This is a genomic window from Bacillus sp. TL12, from assembly GCF_022625245.1.
Classification (GTDB): domain Bacteria; phylum Bacillota; class Bacilli; order Bacillales; family Bacillaceae_G; genus Bacillus_A.
In genome coordinates this window covers 1-17,541 of record NZ_JAJJBY010000049.1, presented here as the reverse complement: position 1 = coordinate 17,541, position 17,541 = coordinate 1, and the positions used below count along the sequence as shown (strand labels likewise).

Genomic DNA, 17,541 nt, shown 5'->3' with positions numbered 1-17,541 from the left:
ATCAGCTGGGGTATCTTTTTTTGGTATATATCAGCAATTTGCCAAATGAAAATTAAAATTTGGTTCTTTGCATTTTTCTGATTATCGTGTATGATAAGAAAGTATTGAAAATTAAATCAGTGATAAACTAGGGGTGCCCGGCAAAGCGTGGGCTGAGAGAGAAGCGCGATAACTTCTTAACCCTTTGGACCTGATCTGGCTCGTACCAGCGTAGGGAAGTTAACGGCTTTACATAACGATGTCTTTATGAGCCAGGTCCTTGTTTTACTATGGACCTGGCTCTTTTTATTTTGGCATGCGCTGGCCACTAGCTTTTGTCCTTATCACGCTAGAATCGAATTGTTTGGAATTTGGTTGGAGGTTCTAAACGAGGTAGATTCACCTGAAATGATAAAGGGGAGGAAACACAAATTATGAAGCAATCTGTTTCAGCTGAGCAAATTGAATTGAAGTCGAGTTTACCAGGGAGTAAGAAAGTCTATGTTGATGGTCCATGTGAAGGTATGAAAGTACCGATGCGTGAGATTGAGCAAAGTGATACAAACGGTGTGCCAAATCCACCAATTCGTGTCTATGATACAAGTGGTCCATACACAGACCCTGAGTACAAAGTAGAGCTGGAAAAAGGGATTCCGACGCCACGCCGTAGTTGGATTGTTGAGCGCGGAGATGTAGAAGAGTATGAAGGGCGCGAAATGAAACCGGAAGATGATGGTGTGAAAGCTGCATCCAATCATACACCTGTATTTCCGCAAATGGAACGTAAGCCGCTTCGTGCAAAAAAAGGTGCGAATGTAACGCAAATGCATTATGCGCGCCAAGGCATCATTACATCTGAAATGGAATATGTTGCGATTCGTGAAGGGGTAGAGCCAGAATTTGTTCGTAAAGAGATTGCTGAAGGACGCGCAATCCTGCCAGCAAACATTAACCACCCGGAAGCAGAACCGATGATTATCGGCCGCAACTTCCATGTGAAAGTAAATGCGAATATTGGGAACTCCGCAGTTTCTTCTTCTATCGCGGAAGAAGTTGAGAAGATGACATGGGCAACGCGCTGGGGTGCAGATACAATTATGGATCTATCAACAGGAAAAAATATTCATACAACTCGTGAGTGGATTATTCGTAATGCGCCTGTACCAGTTGGAACAGTGCCGATTTATCAAGCGTTAGAAAAAGTAAATGGCATTGCTGAAGATTTAACGTGGGAAGTATATCGTGATACGTTAATTGAACAAGCAGAGCAAGGCGTTGACTACTTTACAATTCATGCGGGTGTACTACTTCGTTACATTCCAATTACGGCAAAACGTACAACAGGTATTGTTTCACGCGGTGGTTCGATTATGGCGCAGTGGTGTTTATTCCATCATAAAGAAAACTTCCTATATACTCACTTTGAAGAGATTTGTGAAATTATGAAACAATACGATGTTTCCTTCTCTTTAGGAGATGGATTACGTCCAGGTTCGATTGCGGATGCGAACGATGAAGCGCAATTCTCTGAGCTTGAAACGCTTGGTGAATTAACGAAGATTGCTTGGAAGCATGATGTTCAAGTAATGATTGAAGGGCCAGGACATGTACCAATGCATTTAATTAAAGAAAATATGGATAAAGAGCTTGAAATTTGCCAAGGTGCACCGTTCTATACGCTCGGACCTTTAACAACCGATATTGCGCCAGGTTATGACCATATTACATCGGCAATTGGTGCGGCGATGATTGGCTGGTTTGGTACCGCAATGCTTTGCTATGTAACACCGAAAGAGCATTTAGGCCTGCCAAACAAAGATGACGTTCGTGAAGGGGTTATTACGTATAAAATTGCGGCGCATGCGGCCGATCTTGCGAAAGGACATAAAACAGCGCAGCAGCGTGATGATGCACTTTCAAAAGCTCGTTTTGAATTCCGCTGGCGCGATCAATTTAACTTATCTTTAGATCCTGAACGCGCAATGGATTTCCACGATGAAACATTACCGGCAGAAGGAGCAAAAACAGCTCATTTCTGTTCCATGTGTGGTCCGAAGTTCTGTAGTATGAGAATTTCACATGACATTCGTGAATATGCAAAAGAAAATGATTTAGAAACAACAGAAGCAATTGAAAAAGGTATGAAAGAGAAAGCAGAAGAATTTAAAGAAACTGGTAGTCATTTATATCAGTAATTCAATGTAAGATTTTTCAGGGTGTTTGCCCCTTCGTTCAATTAAGGGGGGAGTGCAAATGCCTGCAAATAGCGGGAGATATGTACTGCTTTCGAACACCTCTTTACTTGATTGACCACGTGTACCTAACTTAAATATAGAAGAAGCCCCCTTTGCTAAGACGGTAGCAGAGGGGGCTATTATTATTTTTCCTTTAGGAATGTTCGATCCTTTAAGAATAAATTCCAGAAGAAGATAAAGCCTGGAAGTAAGATGGCGATGCCGATTGCATAGAGGATGAGCAACGCATAGAATGTTTCTTTCGTCGTAAAGCTTGTAAATACAGTGACGTCCGGGTAAATGATATATGGTAAATGCGCGACGCCATAAGCGTAGCTTGCAAATGCATATTGTGCAACCACTGCTAAAACAGCGATGCGTGGCCAACCGAGTGAATCGTATTTTTTATTTGTCCACCAAAGAGAAGAATACCCGATTACAAATAAAATAATGGAGACTGTGAACCAAGGAAACTGTTTAATTAATCCTTGCATGAGCCAATGTGTTTCTGGATCCATCACAACAAGAGCGATGATGGCTGTAACGAGCGTTGTGGGGCCAAGTATGATGGCGTTGCGTCTGTAAAGCCGATACGAATCCTCTGATCCTTGTTCTCTCGCAAAGTCAGCTAGAAATAGAGAAGATAAAAACAATTCAGAAGTTAATCCGAATAGCATATAACAGTATATAACAGGACTGGACAAAAGCTTTCCGTATAGGAGAACTTCTTTTCCACCAGTAGTTGAAATATAAGCACCTTCTGTTACAGGTAAAACGGTGATTAATAAAGCTGGAATTAAGAGTCCGGTAATACCTGAAATAAGACGAAGCAGATGTTCATATTTCGGGACAGAATAGGCGAATACCATAAATGTACTACGAATGGCAACGAGTACTAAAATTAACATAACTGGTACGAACATAACTGTTGCAAGGGTGAAGGCCGCTTTTGGAAAAAAACCGAGAAAAGCGACAACAACAAAGACAAGAAATGTATTTGTTACTTCCCAAGTTGGCGATAAGTACCGATTGGCAAGCTTAGCAGCAAGTGTTGGATGTTTCGCATACACCATGCCCCAAAAGCCGGCTCCGAAATCAATAGACCCTAAAATGCTATATACGAAAATAAGAGCCCATAAAATGATAATCGCAATACTTGCCTCATGCACGAGAATCTCCTCCTTGTGGCCCTAGATCATTTTTCAATGGATGTCTTCTAAAGAACGTCCGTAGTACGAAAATTGTTAAAACACCAAGACCGATATATAAAATGATGAATAAAATAAATAAAGGTCCGACGAAATCAGCACGCGTAGCAGCATCCATTGTGCGCTGCATTCCATAAATCGTCCACGGCTGACGACCACTACAACTGAAAATCCATCCAAATTCAATACCAAGCATCATAATCGGTCCGCATGCAGCTGTGGCCCATAGAAGCCATTTTGGTAATTCTTCCCCTTTTTTTCGATAAATAAAGTACCAATATAAAAGAGCGATTGTTGCGACAGCGAATGTGAATGCAGCCGTACCTACCATTAAGTTAAACAATGTATGTGTATAAAATGGTGGCCACGTTTCCCTGGGGAATTCATTGAGTCCTTTTACAACGGTATTAGGATCTAAACCAACGAGTAAGCTAAGCATGTTTGGAATTTCAAGTGCATAGTTTAATTCAAGCGTTGCAGGGTCAACGACTCCGCCAATGGATAAGGGAGCATGTGATGTCGTATCGAATAATGCTTCTGCTGATGCTAATTTTTCTGGAGAATGTTCGTGCAAGGCAATAGCTGATTCATGTCCAGATAGCCACATAGTTGCGCCTGTAATAAAAGTAACAACAAGACCTAAAAATAGTCCTTTTTTATGATAAGTAATCTCCCGTGCGCTCACATTTCGTGTTAATAATTTAAATCCAGCGATAGAAGCAATGACGGCTGCTCCTGTTGCATAAGCTGTAATGACAACGTGAAAAGAGCTTGTGAAAAAGCTTGGATTAAAGAATGCTTTCCATGGGTCAACGTTAAAAACAGAGCCATCAGGATTCATAGAAAAGCCTGCTGGTGTATTCATCCATGTATTTGCTGAAGTAATTAACACGGCGGATGCAGTCGCACCAAGCATGACAAAAAAAAGTGAGATTAATCTCATAAATGGTGGCAATTTATCTGCTGCGTATACGTAAATAGACATAAACAAAGCTTCTAAGAAGAATGCGAAAATCTCAATCTGAAACGGAACAGAAATCACTTGTCCGACAATTTTGGCGAATCCAGGCCAAAGAAGTGAAATTTGTACACCGACGATTGTTCCAGTAGGAATTGCCACGCCAAGAAGGATGGCAAAAGCCTTTGTCCACCTTTTTGCCATAACAGCGTAATCTGAATCCTTCTTCCAGTGATATAATACTTCGCTTATAAAAATCATCAAAGATAGTCCGATTCCAAGGGTTGCAAAAATGATGTGGAATGCTAGTGATGACCCAAAGAAAGCCCGTGACAATGTAACAGTATCCATAACTCTACTCCTCTTCATTTTTGCCATTATTTTCTGATTGGACTGGAAAAATTATTCAAAAAAATGCCAAATATATATGTGTATTTTAAAAACTTAATATGATATTATGATTTTGAAATCTTCAGAAAAAACACAAAAAAAGGTGGAAATATTTCATTTGTGTTTTAGAACAAAATCTTTTATAATGCTTATACGAACGTTAGTTCTATCAAGGGGATTTCATTTGTAGAGGGACAAGCTGGAAGTCCACGTGAAACGGAGAGGATGTTTGTATGTATCCTGAAGTCATTAGAAAAATGGCGTTTTCGAAAGAGCATAAAGATTTGTTATTAAAGTTATACAATAAAGAGATTACACGGCGTGAATATGATCATCTTGTGCAATCACTGTACCGCCCCACAAAAGAGGATAATTAACGTGTGCAAAGGATAGAAAATGAGGGACAATCTAAAGGATTGTCTTTTTTAATGTTTTTGTATGTTCTATCTAGATTACGGTTAGTCTTATTATAGAGGTGAGAAAATGTGCGGAAACGTTTGTATATAGGGATTGCATGTACTTTATTTATCGTTTTAGGTGGAATTGTTTTTTGGACTGCACTACAAGGAAATCGGACAGAATATTTTATTATGAGACATATGATGAATGAGAATGAGACGCTTGCAACATATCGAATAGCTGATTCAAAGGTAGGAACGAATGAGGCAACCGGCCGCGAAGCATTGTCAGAATCAGCAGGTTTGTGGTTACAATATACGCTGGATATGGAAGATCAAGCATTGTTTGATGAACAAGTAAAGGTTATCCAAAATTATTTTATCCACCCAACTCATATTGTGTTATGGAAGGTTTCTGAGACAGGAGATAGGCAGAGCGGAACGAATGCCCTTGTTGATGATCTTCGTATTATCGAACAGCTTTATCGTGCCTATGATATGTATAAAGAAGAACGGTATAAATATCTTGCCGATCAATTGAGTGATGCTGTACTTCGTTATAATAAAAAAGGGAAAAACTATGTTGATTATTATGACGCAGATACGGGGATAAAGAATAAAATATTAACGACATCTTACATAAATCCAAATGCATTCTCTTATATGAAAAAGTACGGAAAAATTTTAGAAACGCAGTATCAAGAAGTGATTCAATTTTTAGCGGATTATCCAAGAAAGGGCTGGGCATTTCCGAAAGAATATAGAGAAGATGGCACATTCACATATGAAAAACAGGTGAATATGATTGATCAATCGTATGTTGCGTATCATCGTAGTTTAGGCGGAATTTCTTCAGAAGCATATTTAGATTTTATTAAAAAGTCATTCCGAAAAGATGGAAAGCTATATGGCCGCTATAATTTAGAAACAGGGAAACCAGTAGTAGATTTTGAATCACCGTCAGCCTATGGGATAACGATTCTATATGTATTACAAGCAGGAGATGTGAAGTTTGCTCAAGCATTGTATGAACGTATGAGTGAATTTCGGAATGACAATGTATTTAGCAGGTTTTATGGGGGATATGTAGCTGGGAAAGAGAAAGACACGCATATTTTTGATAATGTATTGCCGCTTTTAGCTGAGACGAAATTGAAAATGGATAATTGATCAAAATGTAGCGGGAAGACCCCCATCTCAAGATTCGGAGAGAAACGAGGAAGATAGGTGGGGGTAGTTCAATGTAGTAGGATTTTTGGTAATGGGTGGAGCAGCATTTGTGCTTTTCAGAAAGAAACCAGTAAAAAACTAAGGTTATAGAGAAATATAGTGATATAATGTGAAAAGAGGAAGAGCAAACGGCTTCCTCTTTTCGACATTTTAGCATACTTAAAGGGGCATATTATGAAGCGTAATATCATTTTTGGATGTGTTTTTTTAGTAGGCCTTAGTATTTTTTTATACCCGACTGTAAGTAATTGGCTCGCGACAAGAGCGCATTATTCTCAAGTTAGTACGTATGATAAAAAAGTATTGGCGCTGAAGAAGGAAGAGATCGAACGCCGAGAAAGAGAAGCGAAGGAATATAATGAAAAGATTCAAAAGGAAACTCAATCTTTTACAGATCCATTTAGTGAAAAGAAAGATGATAATTCGAGGTCATATGTAGATGTGTTAAATTTAGGAGAAGTAATGGGGTATATTGAGATACCTAAAATTGATGTGAAGCTTCCGATTTATCATGGCACCTCTGAAGCGGTTTTAAGCCGCGGGGTAGGTCATATAGAAAAGTCATCCTTACCAGTGGGAGGAGAAAGTACCCATACCATTTTGACTGGTCATCGCGGGTTACCTTCTGCAGTATTATTTACTGATTTAGATAAATTAGTAGAATCTGATATTTTTTATATTCATTCACTAGATAAAGTTCTCGCGTACAAGGTCGATCAAATTAAAGTTGTGCTACCAACTGAAATCGATGACTTAGCAGTTGTGAAGGATCAAGATTATGCCACATTAATTACATGCACGCCATATGGTGTGAATACACATAGACTATTAATTAGAGGGCACCGCGTTCCTTATGATGAAAAAGAAAAGAAAAAAGAAGAGAGCACTAAGCCGTTTATGATAGATAAACGGGTGGCAGCAGCTTCTGCAGCGATTGCAAGTGGGGTTTTATTTGCTATTTATAAGAGAAGAAAGAAAAAGAAGCAAGCTTCTGAATAGAGAGAAGCTTGCTTCTTTTATTTTTTACTTCTTAATAATGGTAACAAGGGGATAAGCGTTGGCCATTTTAAGGCAGGTGTAGGAGAAGGGCCTGTAATCCATGTGTGGAATGGAATCGTGCTGCATATAACCATTATGATGATAGAGAATATTGCCGTTAGAAGAAATAGCAATAGACTATATTGAATTGTATTAGCTTGTACTGTAAATAGAGATAATAATTTCGTAATGAATTGTAAAAAGAAAAAATGTGCTAAATAGGCTCCGTACGTATAGCTTCCGATAAAACGTAATGTTTTATATAACGCTCCTCGTCGCTGAACAATCATGATTGATAGTGCGTATAGTATTAAAATTTCACATACAATGTACAAAAACATAGATGGCTTTAAATAGGTAGATACAGTAAGGTGAATAGAATCTACACCATAAAAGCTAAATAGTTCATAGTTGATGAATAGGAAGAGAATAAAAAATAAGGTTGTTATTAGTGGCATATGCTTCATGACAAATAAACGCCAAGCCGGCAGTGCTACCGCTGCAATTCCTCCCATGACAAAGTAGAATGAATAGAAGAAAAAGGATCGATCCGTATATTGTAAGATTGCTGAGCTTGTTAGTTTTTCTCCATTAAAAATATAGTGAGAAGAATACCACATTAACAGAAAATATATGATGGAAAAAGCAGTCATATATTTGTAAATGTCATGCTGATTATGTGTTCGTTTTTGAAACCAATAAAATAAAGTACATAACAAGGGGAACAGCAAGTGAATTTGAAACATCATGATGACATACCAAAGGTGAGGTGCAGCTGTTCCAAGAAATAGGCTTTTTATTCCGCTTTGCATGGTAACGGACTCCGTTGTTGTAAATAAATAAATAAATGATAGACCAGAATAAGTAAGGTGTAAGTAGATGTGCCGTTTTTTCGTATATGTATTCTTTATATACCAGTTGTTTTGTATACTGACGAATTAAGTGAAATCCAACAATAAAGATGAATGCTGGTGCTGAAAATTTTGCGAGGTTGAATAGCATTCCAATAATGAGAGATTGTTCTAGTAGAATATTTCCTTGGTTCATTGTATATAGTAAAGAACTTTGTAAAACAACAGCAAGAAACGCGATGCTTTGCAAAATTTTAAATTCTGGGGCATTTTGTGTCATGATCTCCATCTCCTTTTCCATACATGATTATAGTACGAAGGAGGGGGAAGGATTGTGGAAACTTTGTGAAAATTATAACAAATTTGTGGCGAAGGATGTTGAAGGAGACTGATTCGTGAAAGAGTTGGTTGATGAGAAAATAGTAAATGAAATTATATCGGCGTTTCGACAAAGGATATCGACATTCTAACAAACAATGACAAAAAACAGGGGCCTGCCTGAAAACTGCCCCTGTTTTTTCTTACTTTATATTATACAAATTTACTTTTAACCCAGTTCTTACCTTCAACAAGGCGCGCTGTCATTACGGCACAAGCGTTATCTGCTGTTACGTTTAACATCGTTGCTGGTGGGTCAATGATTGTACTAATAGCTGCGATAATTGGCAATGCTTCTGGTGGGAAGCCATATAGAGAAACGATTAACATTTCACCAATCATACCGCCGCCAGGAATTGCGCCCATCACCGTTCCAACTAATAGAGAAACAACAAGAGCGATTGCTAATGTTTTTGGACCGGAGAAATCCATATTGAAAATCCCAAATAAGAAAGCAATTTTTAAAACGCCACCTAAAACAGATCCATCTTTATGAAGTGTAGAACCAAGAAGGACAACTGTTTCACGAACGTCAGAAGAGATACCCATTTTTTTCGTTGCTTCTAAGTTTGCTGGAATACTCGCGGCACTACTACAAGTCGCAAGGGATGTAACTGTAGGAGAAACCATGTTTTTCCAAAAGATTTGTACACCTTGCTTGCGTCCTGCAAGGTAAGCGTAAAATGTGAAAAAGACAAAGAAGTATATGATAGAAGCAGGATAGTATACCATTGCTGCTCGGAAATATGTTCCAAGAAGCTGTGGTCCAAATTCTCCTACTAAAGCTGCGAAATAAGCAGCGAGTCCAATTGGAGCATAGTACATAATGAAAGAGACAACTTTCATTGAAATTTCTGCACCAGCTTGTAAAAATGCAGCGAATGGTTGTCCTTTTTCTCCAACTGCTGAAGTTGCTACCCCCATTAAAATAGAGAAGAAAATAAGAGCTAGCATATTTTCACGAGATAGTAACTTCGAGAAATCTGATACTGTAAGGATGCCAACAATTTGATCAGCAACGCTAATGCTTTTTTCCGCTGTATCAGGTTGTGTTAATTCTAATACAACACCTTGTGCGGGCGGGAATACTTTTACAACAATAATCATAAAAATTGCAGCGATAATACTTGTAAATAAGAAAGTTCCTGCCATACTAGACATAATTTTTCCGAAACGTTTTAATCCATCCATATTGGCAATAGAGGAAGCAATGCTAAAGAACACAAGAGGTACAACAATCGTAAACATTAAGTTTAAGAAAATGTCACCAAGCGGCTTTAAAGCAACTGCATCGGTACCCATGAAATAACCAATGAAACCACCAATCAGGATGGAAGATAATAAAATAATTGGAAAACGATAAGCCTTCATCATATATCTCCTCCTATCTAATGTAAAAAAATCATACTGAATTATTATAGCGATTTGTGAGGCAGTTTACTAGGAAAATACGGATAGATGGAATAGCGCGAAAACGGAGGGATTTTTGTTTTTATGCGTGGTATACGGTATGAAATCTAGACATACGTATTTGTAATCTAGTAGCTACCTAGGTTCATTCAATAAGGGAGGGAAGTAAAATGAATATTTTGCTTTGCTGCGTGGCAGAGGTATTTACAAGCGATTCGTGATGGAATTATTTTAACGATGCCATTTTTAATTATTGGTTCTTTTTTTCTTATTATTAGTGCTTTACCAATACCCGGATACAATGAGTTTATGGAAAGTTTATTTGGTGGGAATTGGCAGAAGGCGTTAGGGTATCCAGTTAGTGCAACATTTAATATAATGTCTTTAATAGCTACTTTTGGAATCGCTTACAGATTATGAGCCCGGTTTGGTTATCACTTATGGATCAAAACCGCATTGCTTTTCAGGCGGGAAAAGATATACCGAATACGATAACAGCACAATTCTTTGATTTATGGATCTATACAGGTGGCTCCGGCGCTACGCTTGCACTTGTTGTAGCAATGTTATTATTCGCAAGAAGTCAGCAATTAAAAAGTTTAAGCCGGTTATCAATTGCGCCAGGTATTTTTAATATTAATGAAATGGTCACGTTTGGAATGCCGATTGTACTGAATCCACTTTTGCTCATTCCATTTATACTTGTTCCAGTCGTTATGACATTTGTTTCTTATTTCGCAATGGAATGGGGGCTTGTTGCTCGGCCAAGTGGTGCGGCAGTACCGTGGACAACGCCAATTCTTTTTAGTGGATATTTAGGATCAGGTGGGAAAATTCCAGGTGTTGTCTTATAAATTGTTAACTTTATACTCGCATTCTTGATTTATCCCGCATTAACGGGCAGTAAGACCCCCACCTCAAGATTCAGAGAGAAACGAGGAAGGTAGGTGGGGGATCAACTGCCCGTAAAAGCCCGATTGGTTCAACTAATAATCAGTGGGGGATGAAGAAAACCCCCACTGATTAAAGTTTCACTTTATTTACCGTTCTTGAAAATGTGGGATAAACAAAAAGTAGCCGAAGAAAAAGGGGGAGTAGGGAAGTAAGATGGATACATTAGAGAAGCAAGCTTTTCATTTAATTTTACACGGGGGAAATGCAAGAAGTTGTGCGATGGAGGCCATTGATTATGCAAAGCGCGGAGAGTTTCAAGAAGCGGAGGCAAAATTACAAGAGGCCTTACAAGAACTGCAAGAAGCACATCGCTTGCAAACAGAGTTGATACAAAAAGAAGCTGGCGGGGACAAAACAGAGATTACACTGCTCATGGTTCATGCACAAGATCATTTAATGAATGCGATCACGGTGAAGGAATTGGCGAGTGAATTTGTAGCGTTATATAAAAAAATGTCAACGAAAGAATGAGACCTTGCGTATGCAAGGTTTTTTTATGGTTGAAAAAGAGTCCGTTATGACAAAAACAATACCACTTATGTACCAAACTATTTATTTTTTTGAAATATATGTAAAAATAAAGGTGTAAGGGAGGTGGGAGGCGGTGAAAATTCACTTTGAATTAAATCCATCACAAGATGAAATAGAGATTATTGTCAAAGCAAAAGAAGTGACAGATGAAGTTCAGCACCTTTTAAAAAGAATAGAAGGGAGGAATGTGAAGCAGATTGTTGGGATGTCGAAGCAGCAATATTATTTGTTAGAACTAAAAGATATTTATTGGTTTTATGCAGAGGATCGAAAGGTAATGGCGCAAACGATGAAAGGAAGTCTTGAGGTGAAATCACGTTTGTATGAGCTAGAAACAAAATTACAGGGTGATCGCTTTGTACGATTTTCAAAGTCGACACTTGCTAATTTGCAGCATGTAACAAGCTTTGAAATGTCTTTTAGCGGTAGTATGTGTGCACACTTTTCAAATGGAATGAAAGAATACGTTTCAAGAAAATATGTACCGCTTATTAAAGAAGCTTTAAATATAGGAGGAGGTTAGGGACATGGTTACATTGTTTGATAGAATAGGCGCCAAAGTGATTGCAGGAATGGCGATGGCGATGATGTATAGTTTATTGTTTTTAGGAATTGGTTATGCAAATGGAATGGATGTATTACAGACAAAGACATTGCTTACCCACCTTGCAATAGCAAATATTGTAGGGTTAATCTTCTCGTTTGCTTCTTTTGTATTTGAGAGAGAAGAATGGGGCATTTTAAAGCAAACAATCATTCACTTTATCATTTTACTAGGAACATTCTTGCCGATTGCAATTTGGATTGGGTGGGTTCCAAATCATCTCATTCCGATTCTCATTTGCACAGGTAGCTTTATCGTTATTTACTTCATTATATGGTTTGCGATGACAATATATTGGAAGAAAAAAATTGAGGGATTGAATAAGCAGTTGAAATAGAGGGATAAAAATGAAGGACAGAAAAAACATTTATCCCGCATTAACGGGCAGTAAGGACCCAGGTGACTGAAGCTTCACTATATAGAGATATATTTTAAGGTATGTGAATGACTATTTTTCGTCTGCCACATACCTTAAAATATTGCTTTATTAGTAATCTCTTTTTTACAAATGGTTTCTTACGTAGAAAAAATGAATGTTTTTTTCTATTTTTCGATAAAAAATAAAATTTATTTATAAAAATATTTTATTTTTTGTTTCTACACAGAACTAGACAACTAAACACTAATCTATTTTCATACAGATATGTGTTACAAGCGTGTTGTTTTATAACACACTATCAATATTTTGGATAACACACTTTTTGAAAGCGGTAACACACAATGAAAACACAGGAAAAAACGTTAATTTTAGGCGGTTTAAAAAGTTGGCACGGCAATTGCATTAATAAAAGGCGTAAAGAAAAATAAATAACAAAAATAGTTTACATGCATAGGGGGACTTATTAATGAATATTTTACTTTGTTGTTCAGCAGGAATGTCTACAAGCTTATTAGTTACAAAAATGGAAGCAGCTGCAAAAGCTCGCGGATTAGAAGGAAAGATTTGGGCTGTATCTGGGGATGCAGTGAAAAACAACATTGATGAAGCAGACGTGTTATTACTAGGACCACAAGTTCGTTATATGCTTTCTTCTATGAAAACGCTTGCTGACGAGAAGAACGTTGGGATTGATGTTATTAATCCAATGCACTACGGCATGATGAATGGAGAGGCAGTTTTAGATCACGCATTAACACTTAAAAAATAATTAGGGGGGAAGAAACAATGCAAAAGTTTATTGCATTTATGGAAAGATATATTGTTCCAGTCGCTGGTAAAATCGGGTCACAACGTCATTTAGCTGCGATCCGTGATGGCTTTATTGCAGTTATGCCGCTTATTTTAGTTGGTGCCTTTGCATCACTGATTAATGGTTTTCCATCTGAAGCTTTCCAAAACTTCATGAAAGGTACATTCGGAGAAGTTTGGAAAGACGTCGGCGGTGGGATGTGGACAGGTTCTTTCGCAATTTTAGCATTAATCATCGCATTTACAACAAGTTATAACTTAGCAAAATCTTACGGTGTTGATGGATTGTCAGCGGGTATTATTTCATTTGGTACGTTAATTATTTTTACACCAACAACACCAAAAGAGGGCGGATTAAACTTAGCTTGGACAGGAGCACAAGGCTTATTCGTAGCAATCATTGTGGCACTTCTTGTTACTGAAGCATTCCGTTTCTTTGTACAAAGAGAAATTACTTTCAAAATGCCAGACGGAGTACCACCAGCAGTTTTAAGATCATTTGCGGCATTAGTTCCAGCATTTGTTATTTTAACAGTAGTTGCAGGTATTCAATTAGCAGTGAAATTAGCAGGTACAAGCGTTCATGAATTTATCTTTAATACAATTCAATTACCATTACAAGGTTTAGCAGGTACATTGCCAAGTGCGATTGTAATTGTGATTCTTGTTCACGTCCTTTGGTTCTTTGGTTTACATGGTCCAAACATTGTTGGTGGGATTATTGAACCATTATATTTACCAGCATTAGAAAAAAATATCAAGATGTTCCAAGATGGTGTGTCTTCATTTGATGTGCCAAACATTATTACAAAACCATTCTTTGATACTTTCGTATATCTTGGTGGTTCTGGTGCAACATTAGCATTCTTAGTCGTTGTATTAATTGTAGCAAGAAGTGCTCAATTGCGCGGGGTATCCCGATTATCAATTGGACCTGGTGCATTTAACATTAACGAACCAGTAATCTTTGGTACACCGATTATTTTAAACCCAATTTTATTCGTTCCGTTTATTGTGGTACCAGTTGTACTAGTAATTACTTCTTATACAGCTATATCTCTTGGATTTGTGCCAAAAACAGTTGCGATGATTCCATGGGCAACACCACCGATCATTAGTGGTTACCTTGTAACGGGCGGACACATTTCTGGTGCAATTCTACAGTTATTAAACTTTGTAATTGCAATGGTAATTTACTATCCATTCGTTGTGTTATGTGACCGTTCTATCGTTAAAACTGAAAAAGCAGCAGCACAAGGAAATAATCAATCCGTACCTATGTAATATATGATTGTTCTCACAGGTGAAATGAGCCTGTGAGAACAATCAATTTTATATCTTGTTCAGAAAGATGGCACACATCTAGAAGAACACCAAAATAAAATTAAGAAAATAATATTTTAATAGACACGTTCAAACTGAAGGGGTATTTCAAGTCGGTTGAACTTAATAGAGAGGGCGGTATTTATGATGACTACAGCAGAACAAATTCCATTTCAATTAATTTTACACAGTGGTAACGCAAGAAGTTATGCGATGGAGGCACTGCAATATGCAAAACAGGGGAAATTAGAAGAAGCAGATGAAGCGATGACAAAAGCGAAAGAAGCGATTAATGAAGCACATCATTTCCAAACAGAGCTCATACAATCAGAAGCAAGAGGCGAAAAAACAGAAATTAGTGTTCTTTTAATTCATGCACAAGACCATTTAATGAATTCAATGACTGTGAAAGAATTAGCAGCGGAATTTATCGATCTTTATAAAAAGCTTGATGCGAAAGGGGAATAAGGTATGAGCGGAATTAAAATTGCTACAATCGGCGGTGGATCTAGTTATACACCAGAGTTAATTGAAGGATTTATTAAGCGCTATGATGAACTACCAGTTCGTGAAATTTGGTTAGTAGATATTGAAGCGGGAAAAGAAAAGTTAGAAATTGTTGGTAACTTGGCGAAACGTATGGTGAAAAAAGCTGGTTTACCAATTGATATTCATTTAACGCTTGATCGTCGCGTTGCACTTAAGGATGCTGACTTTGTAACAACACAGCTTCGCGTTGGTTTATTAGAGGCACGTGCGAAAGATGAAGCAATTCCATTAAAATATGATGTAATCGGTCAGGAAACGAATGGTCCTGGTGGTTTATTCAAAGCATTGAGAACGATTCCTGTTATTTTGGATATTTGTAAAGACATGGAGGAGCTTTGTCCGAACGCTTGGCTGATTAACTTTGCAAATCCAGCTGGTATGGTAACAGAGGCTGTACTTCGTTATACAAGTATCAAAAAAGTAGTGGGATTATGTAACGTTCCAATTGGTATTCGTATGGGACTTGCAAAGCTGCTTGAAGTAGATGCAAGCCGTGTACATGTTGACTTTGCTGGCTTAAATCACATGGTCTACGGATTAAATGTATATTTAGATGGAGTAAGTGTGATGGACCGTGTATTAGAACTTGTAACAGATCCAGAAAAGCAAATTACGATGGAAAACATCGCTGCGCTTGATTGGGAGCCAGATTTCATTCGCGGACTTCGTGCAATTCCATGTCCATACCATCGCTACTACTATAAAACACGTGAAATGCTGGAAGAAGAAAAACAAGCTTCTATTGAAAAAGGCACACGTGCAGAAGTGGTGAAACAATTAGAAGATGACTTATTTGAATTATATAAAGATCCGAATTTAGATATTAAGCCACCGCAATTAGAAAAACGCGGAGGAGCGTACTACAGTGATGCAGCATGTAGTTTAATTACATCTATTTATAATAATAAAGGTGATATTCAACCTGTTAATACAAGAAACAACGGTACCATTGCAAGCTTGCCACACGATTCTGCTGTTGAAGTAAACTGTATCATTACGAAGGATGGTCCAAAGCCGATTGCGGTAGGTGATTTACCGGTTCCTGTTCGCGGTTTAGTTCAGCAAATTAAATCATTTGAGCGTACGTCAATTGAAGCTGCTGTTACAGGTGATTATCATAAAGCGCTGCTTGCTATGACAATTAATCCACTTGTACCATCAGATAAAGTAGCAAAACAAATTTTAGATGAAATGTTGGAAGCACATAAAGAATATCTTCCGCAGTTCTTCAAAAAAGTGGAGAAATAAAAAGCGGTGCTGACTCAGCCCGCTTTTTTTCAATTTATATAAATATAAATTGAAAAACGAACATAAAATCTCTCTTTTTAGGTGGGGAGAGGGGATCCGATCATGCATAGAAGCGGTCAGAGCCTTTTTAGCCCTATGCTAAGTTAAAACAAAAAGAGAAAATGAGTGTAGGTCACTTTTTATTCTTCATAGCAGCGGATTATATGTTAGTAAATCAAGATGGATACGTATAGTAGGAGGGAAAATCTATGATTCGATTAATTGTAAATGCAGATGATTTTGGTCTTACAGAAGGTACAAATTACGGCATTATTGAAGGACATGTAAACGGAATTGTGAATTCTACGACGATGATGATGAACATGCCAGGGACGGAGCATGCAGTACGCTTAGCGAAAGAATATAAGACATTAGGAGTAGGGGTGCATCTCGTTCTAACTGCAGGAAAACCTCTTCTTGCAAATATTCCGTCTCTTGTAAGTAAAGATGGATTGTTTCATAAGCAAGGTGTTGTAAGAGAAGGAAATATAAATCCTGAAGAGGTTGAAAGAGAGTGGACTGCCCAAATTGAGAAGTTTTTATCTTATGGATTAACACCAACGCATTTGGATAGTCATCATCATGTACATGGATTACCGATTTTGCATGATGTTTTGGAGCGATTGGCAGAAAAATATAATGTACCAATCCGCCGCTGCGCTGAAGAGAGAGCAGTGCGTCCATTTTCTGATGTGTTTTATAGTGATTTCTATAGTAATGGTGTACAGGAAGATTACTTTGTTACATTAAAAGAGCGTGTGCAGGACGGAAAAATAGTAGAGGTAATGGCGCACCCTGCTTACATTGATCCAGAGCTTGTGAAGCGTTCTTCCTATGTAATGGATCGTGTGAAGGAACTACAGATTTTAACGGAAAGTGTTTTACCAGAAGGGATAGAGCTTATGAAGTTTTGATATAGGAAAACCTAAAACCTTTCTTTTGGGGGAGGAAGAGAGGATCTGCCCATGTGTAGAAGCGGTCAGTGCCCTTTTTGGCCCCATGCCAAGTTAAAACAGAGGGAGCAAGTGAG

Annotated in this window: 16 protein-coding genes, 2 pseudogenes and 1 riboswitch; of the genes and pseudogenes, 13 read left to right on the top strand and 5 right to left on the bottom strand. The window is 37.9% G+C overall.

Annotation, left to right across the window (positions count from 1 at the left end):
• Positions 1-119: 119 nt before the first annotated feature.
• A riboswitch (TPP riboswitch) is annotated at positions 120-234 on the top strand.
• A 179-nt stretch (positions 235-413) separates the two neighbouring features.
• Positions 414-2,174 (top strand): phosphomethylpyrimidine synthase ThiC, encoded by a 1,761-nt coding sequence (gene thiC / locus LOK41_RS25195; RefSeq protein ID WP_241818783.1) that lies wholly within the window; start codon positions 414-416, stop codon positions 2,172-2,174.
• Between the two features lie 182 nt (positions 2,175-2,356).
• On the opposite strand, the gene LOK41_RS25190 is transcribed toward thiC, so the two are convergent.
• Together LOK41_RS25190 and LOK41_RS25185 are read right to left on the bottom strand one after the other, a co-directional pair.
• Positions 2,357-3,382: a cytochrome d ubiquinol oxidase subunit II gene (locus LOK41_RS25190; RefSeq protein WP_241818782.1), complete on the bottom strand. Its 1,026-nt coding sequence runs from the start codon at positions 3,380-3,382 to the stop codon at positions 2,357-2,359.
• A complete protein-coding gene (locus tag LOK41_RS25185; protein WP_241818781.1) occupies positions 3,375-4,730 on the bottom strand; it encodes a cytochrome ubiquinol oxidase subunit I in 1,356 nt (451 codons plus the stop codon). The genes LOK41_RS25190 and LOK41_RS25185 overlap by 8 nt, the downstream gene beginning before the upstream one ends.
• A gap of 272 nt (positions 4,731-5,002) precedes the next feature.
• Here LOK41_RS25185 and LOK41_RS25180 point away from each other — a divergent pair, with 272 nt between their 5' ends.
• From LOK41_RS25180 to LOK41_RS25170, 3 genes are all read left to right on the top strand, one after another.
• Positions 5,003-5,146, top strand: a complete 144-nt coding sequence (locus tag LOK41_RS25180; protein ID WP_174100388.1) for a hypothetical protein — start codon at positions 5,003-5,005, stop codon at positions 5,144-5,146.
• Between the two features lie 108 nt (positions 5,147-5,254).
• On the top strand, positions 5,255-6,337 hold the full coding sequence (locus LOK41_RS25175) for a transcriptional regulator (protein ID WP_241818780.1): 1,083 nt from the start codon (positions 5,255-5,257) through the stop codon (positions 6,335-6,337).
• Between the two features lie 234 nt (positions 6,338-6,571).
• Complete coding sequence (locus LOK41_RS25170; RefSeq protein WP_241818779.1) at positions 6,572-7,396, top strand: class C sortase; 825 nt, start codon at positions 6,572-6,574, stop codon at positions 7,394-7,396.
• A 17-nt stretch (positions 7,397-7,413) separates the two neighbouring features.
• Here LOK41_RS25170 and LOK41_RS25165 read toward each other — a convergent pair whose 3' ends face one another.
• The 3 genes and pseudogenes from LOK41_RS25165 to LOK41_RS25160 all read right to left on the bottom strand — a co-directional run bounded on the left by LOK41_RS25165 (position 7,414) and on the right by LOK41_RS25160 (position 10,035).
• Complete coding sequence (locus tag LOK41_RS25165; protein WP_347269366.1) at positions 7,414-8,316, bottom strand: acyltransferase family protein; 903 nt, start codon at positions 8,314-8,316, stop codon at positions 7,414-7,416.
• A 103-nt stretch (positions 8,317-8,419) separates the two neighbouring features.
• Positions 8,420-8,482 (bottom strand): annotated as a pseudogene (locus LOK41_RS29175) (hypothetical protein); the annotation flags it as partial.
• Positions 8,483-8,817: 335 nt separating this feature from the next.
• Positions 8,818-10,035, bottom strand: a complete 1,218-nt coding sequence (locus LOK41_RS25160) for a dicarboxylate/amino acid:cation symporter (RefSeq protein WP_241818778.1) — start codon at positions 10,033-10,035, stop codon at positions 8,818-8,820.
• A gap of 213 nt (positions 10,036-10,248) precedes the next feature.
• Between LOK41_RS25160 and LOK41_RS25155 the strand changes: the two are divergent.
• The 9 genes and pseudogenes from LOK41_RS25155 to chbG all read left to right on the top strand — a co-directional run.
• Positions 10,249-10,925, top strand: a pseudogene (locus tag LOK41_RS25155) (PTS transporter subunit EIIC); the annotation flags it as partial.
• 256 nt (positions 10,926-11,181) lie between these two features.
• The gene (locus tag LOK41_RS25150) at positions 11,182-11,499 is read left to right on the top strand and encodes a PTS lactose/cellobiose transporter subunit IIA (RefSeq protein WP_241818777.1); all 318 of its coding nucleotides are present in this window, start codon (positions 11,182-11,184) and stop codon (positions 11,497-11,499) included.
• Between the two features lie 133 nt (positions 11,500-11,632).
• Entirely contained in the window at positions 11,633-12,082 is a 450-nt protein-coding gene (locus tag LOK41_RS25145) for a LytTR family DNA-binding domain-containing protein (RefSeq protein WP_241818776.1), read from the top strand.
• Between the two features lie 4 nt (positions 12,083-12,086).
• The gene (locus LOK41_RS25140; protein WP_241818775.1) at positions 12,087-12,500 is read left to right on the top strand and encodes a DUF3021 domain-containing protein; all 414 of its coding nucleotides are present in this window, start codon (positions 12,087-12,089) and stop codon (positions 12,498-12,500) included.
• 508 nt (positions 12,501-13,008) lie between these two features.
• Positions 13,009-13,311 (top strand): PTS sugar transporter subunit IIB, encoded by a 303-nt coding sequence (locus LOK41_RS25135; RefSeq protein ID WP_002174230.1) that lies wholly within the window; start codon positions 13,009-13,011, stop codon positions 13,309-13,311.
• Positions 13,312-13,328: 17 nt separating this feature from the next.
• Positions 13,329-14,636 (top strand): PTS cellobiose transporter subunit IIC, encoded by a 1,308-nt coding sequence (celB, locus tag LOK41_RS25130; protein ID WP_241818774.1) that lies wholly within the window; start codon positions 13,329-13,331, stop codon positions 14,634-14,636.
• Positions 14,637-14,819: 183 nt separating this feature from the next.
• Complete coding sequence (locus LOK41_RS25125; RefSeq protein ID WP_241818773.1) at positions 14,820-15,143, top strand: PTS lactose/cellobiose transporter subunit IIA; 324 nt, start codon at positions 14,820-14,822, stop codon at positions 15,141-15,143.
• A gap of 3 nt (positions 15,144-15,146) precedes the next feature.
• The gene (celF, locus tag LOK41_RS25120; RefSeq protein ID WP_241818772.1) at positions 15,147-16,472 is read left to right on the top strand and encodes a 6-phospho-beta-glucosidase; all 1,326 of its coding nucleotides are present in this window, start codon (positions 15,147-15,149) and stop codon (positions 16,470-16,472) included.
• A gap of 248 nt (positions 16,473-16,720) precedes the next feature.
• Positions 16,721-17,425 carry a chitin disaccharide deacetylase gene (gene chbG / locus LOK41_RS25115; protein ID WP_241818771.1) on the top strand — a complete coding sequence of 235 codons (705 nt, stop codon included), beginning with the start codon at positions 16,721-16,723 and terminating at the stop codon, positions 17,423-17,425.
• Positions 17,426-17,541 lie beyond the last annotated feature (116 nt).

Bases quoted from the DNA above. Each gene is read 5' to 3' on its own strand.
- LOK41_RS25180 (WP_174100388.1), top strand. From the start codon at position 5,003: ATGTATCCTGAAGTCATTAGAAAAATGGCGTTTTCGAAAGAGCATAAA.
- LOK41_RS25160 (WP_241818778.1), bottom strand. From the start codon at position 10,035: ATGAAGGCTTATCGTTTTCCAATTATTTTATTATCTTCCATCCTGATT.
- LOK41_RS25135 (WP_002174230.1), top strand. From the start codon at position 13,009: ATGAATATTTTACTTTGTTGTTCAGCAGGAATGTCTACAAGCTTATTA.
- LOK41_RS25170 (WP_241818779.1), top strand. From the start codon at position 6,572: ATGAAGCGTAATATCATTTTTGGATGTGTTTTTTTAGTAGGCCTTAGT.
- LOK41_RS25185 (WP_241818781.1), bottom strand. From the start codon at position 4,730: ATGGATACTGTTACATTGTCACGGGCTTTCTTTGGGTCATCACTAGCA.
- chbG (WP_241818771.1), top strand. From the start codon at position 16,721: ATGATTCGATTAATTGTAAATGCAGATGATTTTGGTCTTACAGAAGGT.
- thiC (WP_241818783.1), top strand. From the start codon at position 414: ATGAAGCAATCTGTTTCAGCTGAGCAAATTGAATTGAAGTCGAGTTTA.
- celB (WP_241818774.1), top strand. From the start codon at position 13,329: ATGCAAAAGTTTATTGCATTTATGGAAAGATATATTGTTCCAGTCGCT.
- LOK41_RS25140 (WP_241818775.1), top strand. From the start codon at position 12,087: ATGGTTACATTGTTTGATAGAATAGGCGCCAAAGTGATTGCAGGAATG.
- LOK41_RS25150 (WP_241818777.1), top strand. From the start codon at position 11,182: ATGGATACATTAGAGAAGCAAGCTTTTCATTTAATTTTACACGGGGGA.
- celF (WP_241818772.1), top strand. From the start codon at position 15,147: ATGAGCGGAATTAAAATTGCTACAATCGGCGGTGGATCTAGTTATACA.
- LOK41_RS25125 (WP_241818773.1), top strand. From the start codon at position 14,820: ATGATGACTACAGCAGAACAAATTCCATTTCAATTAATTTTACACAGT.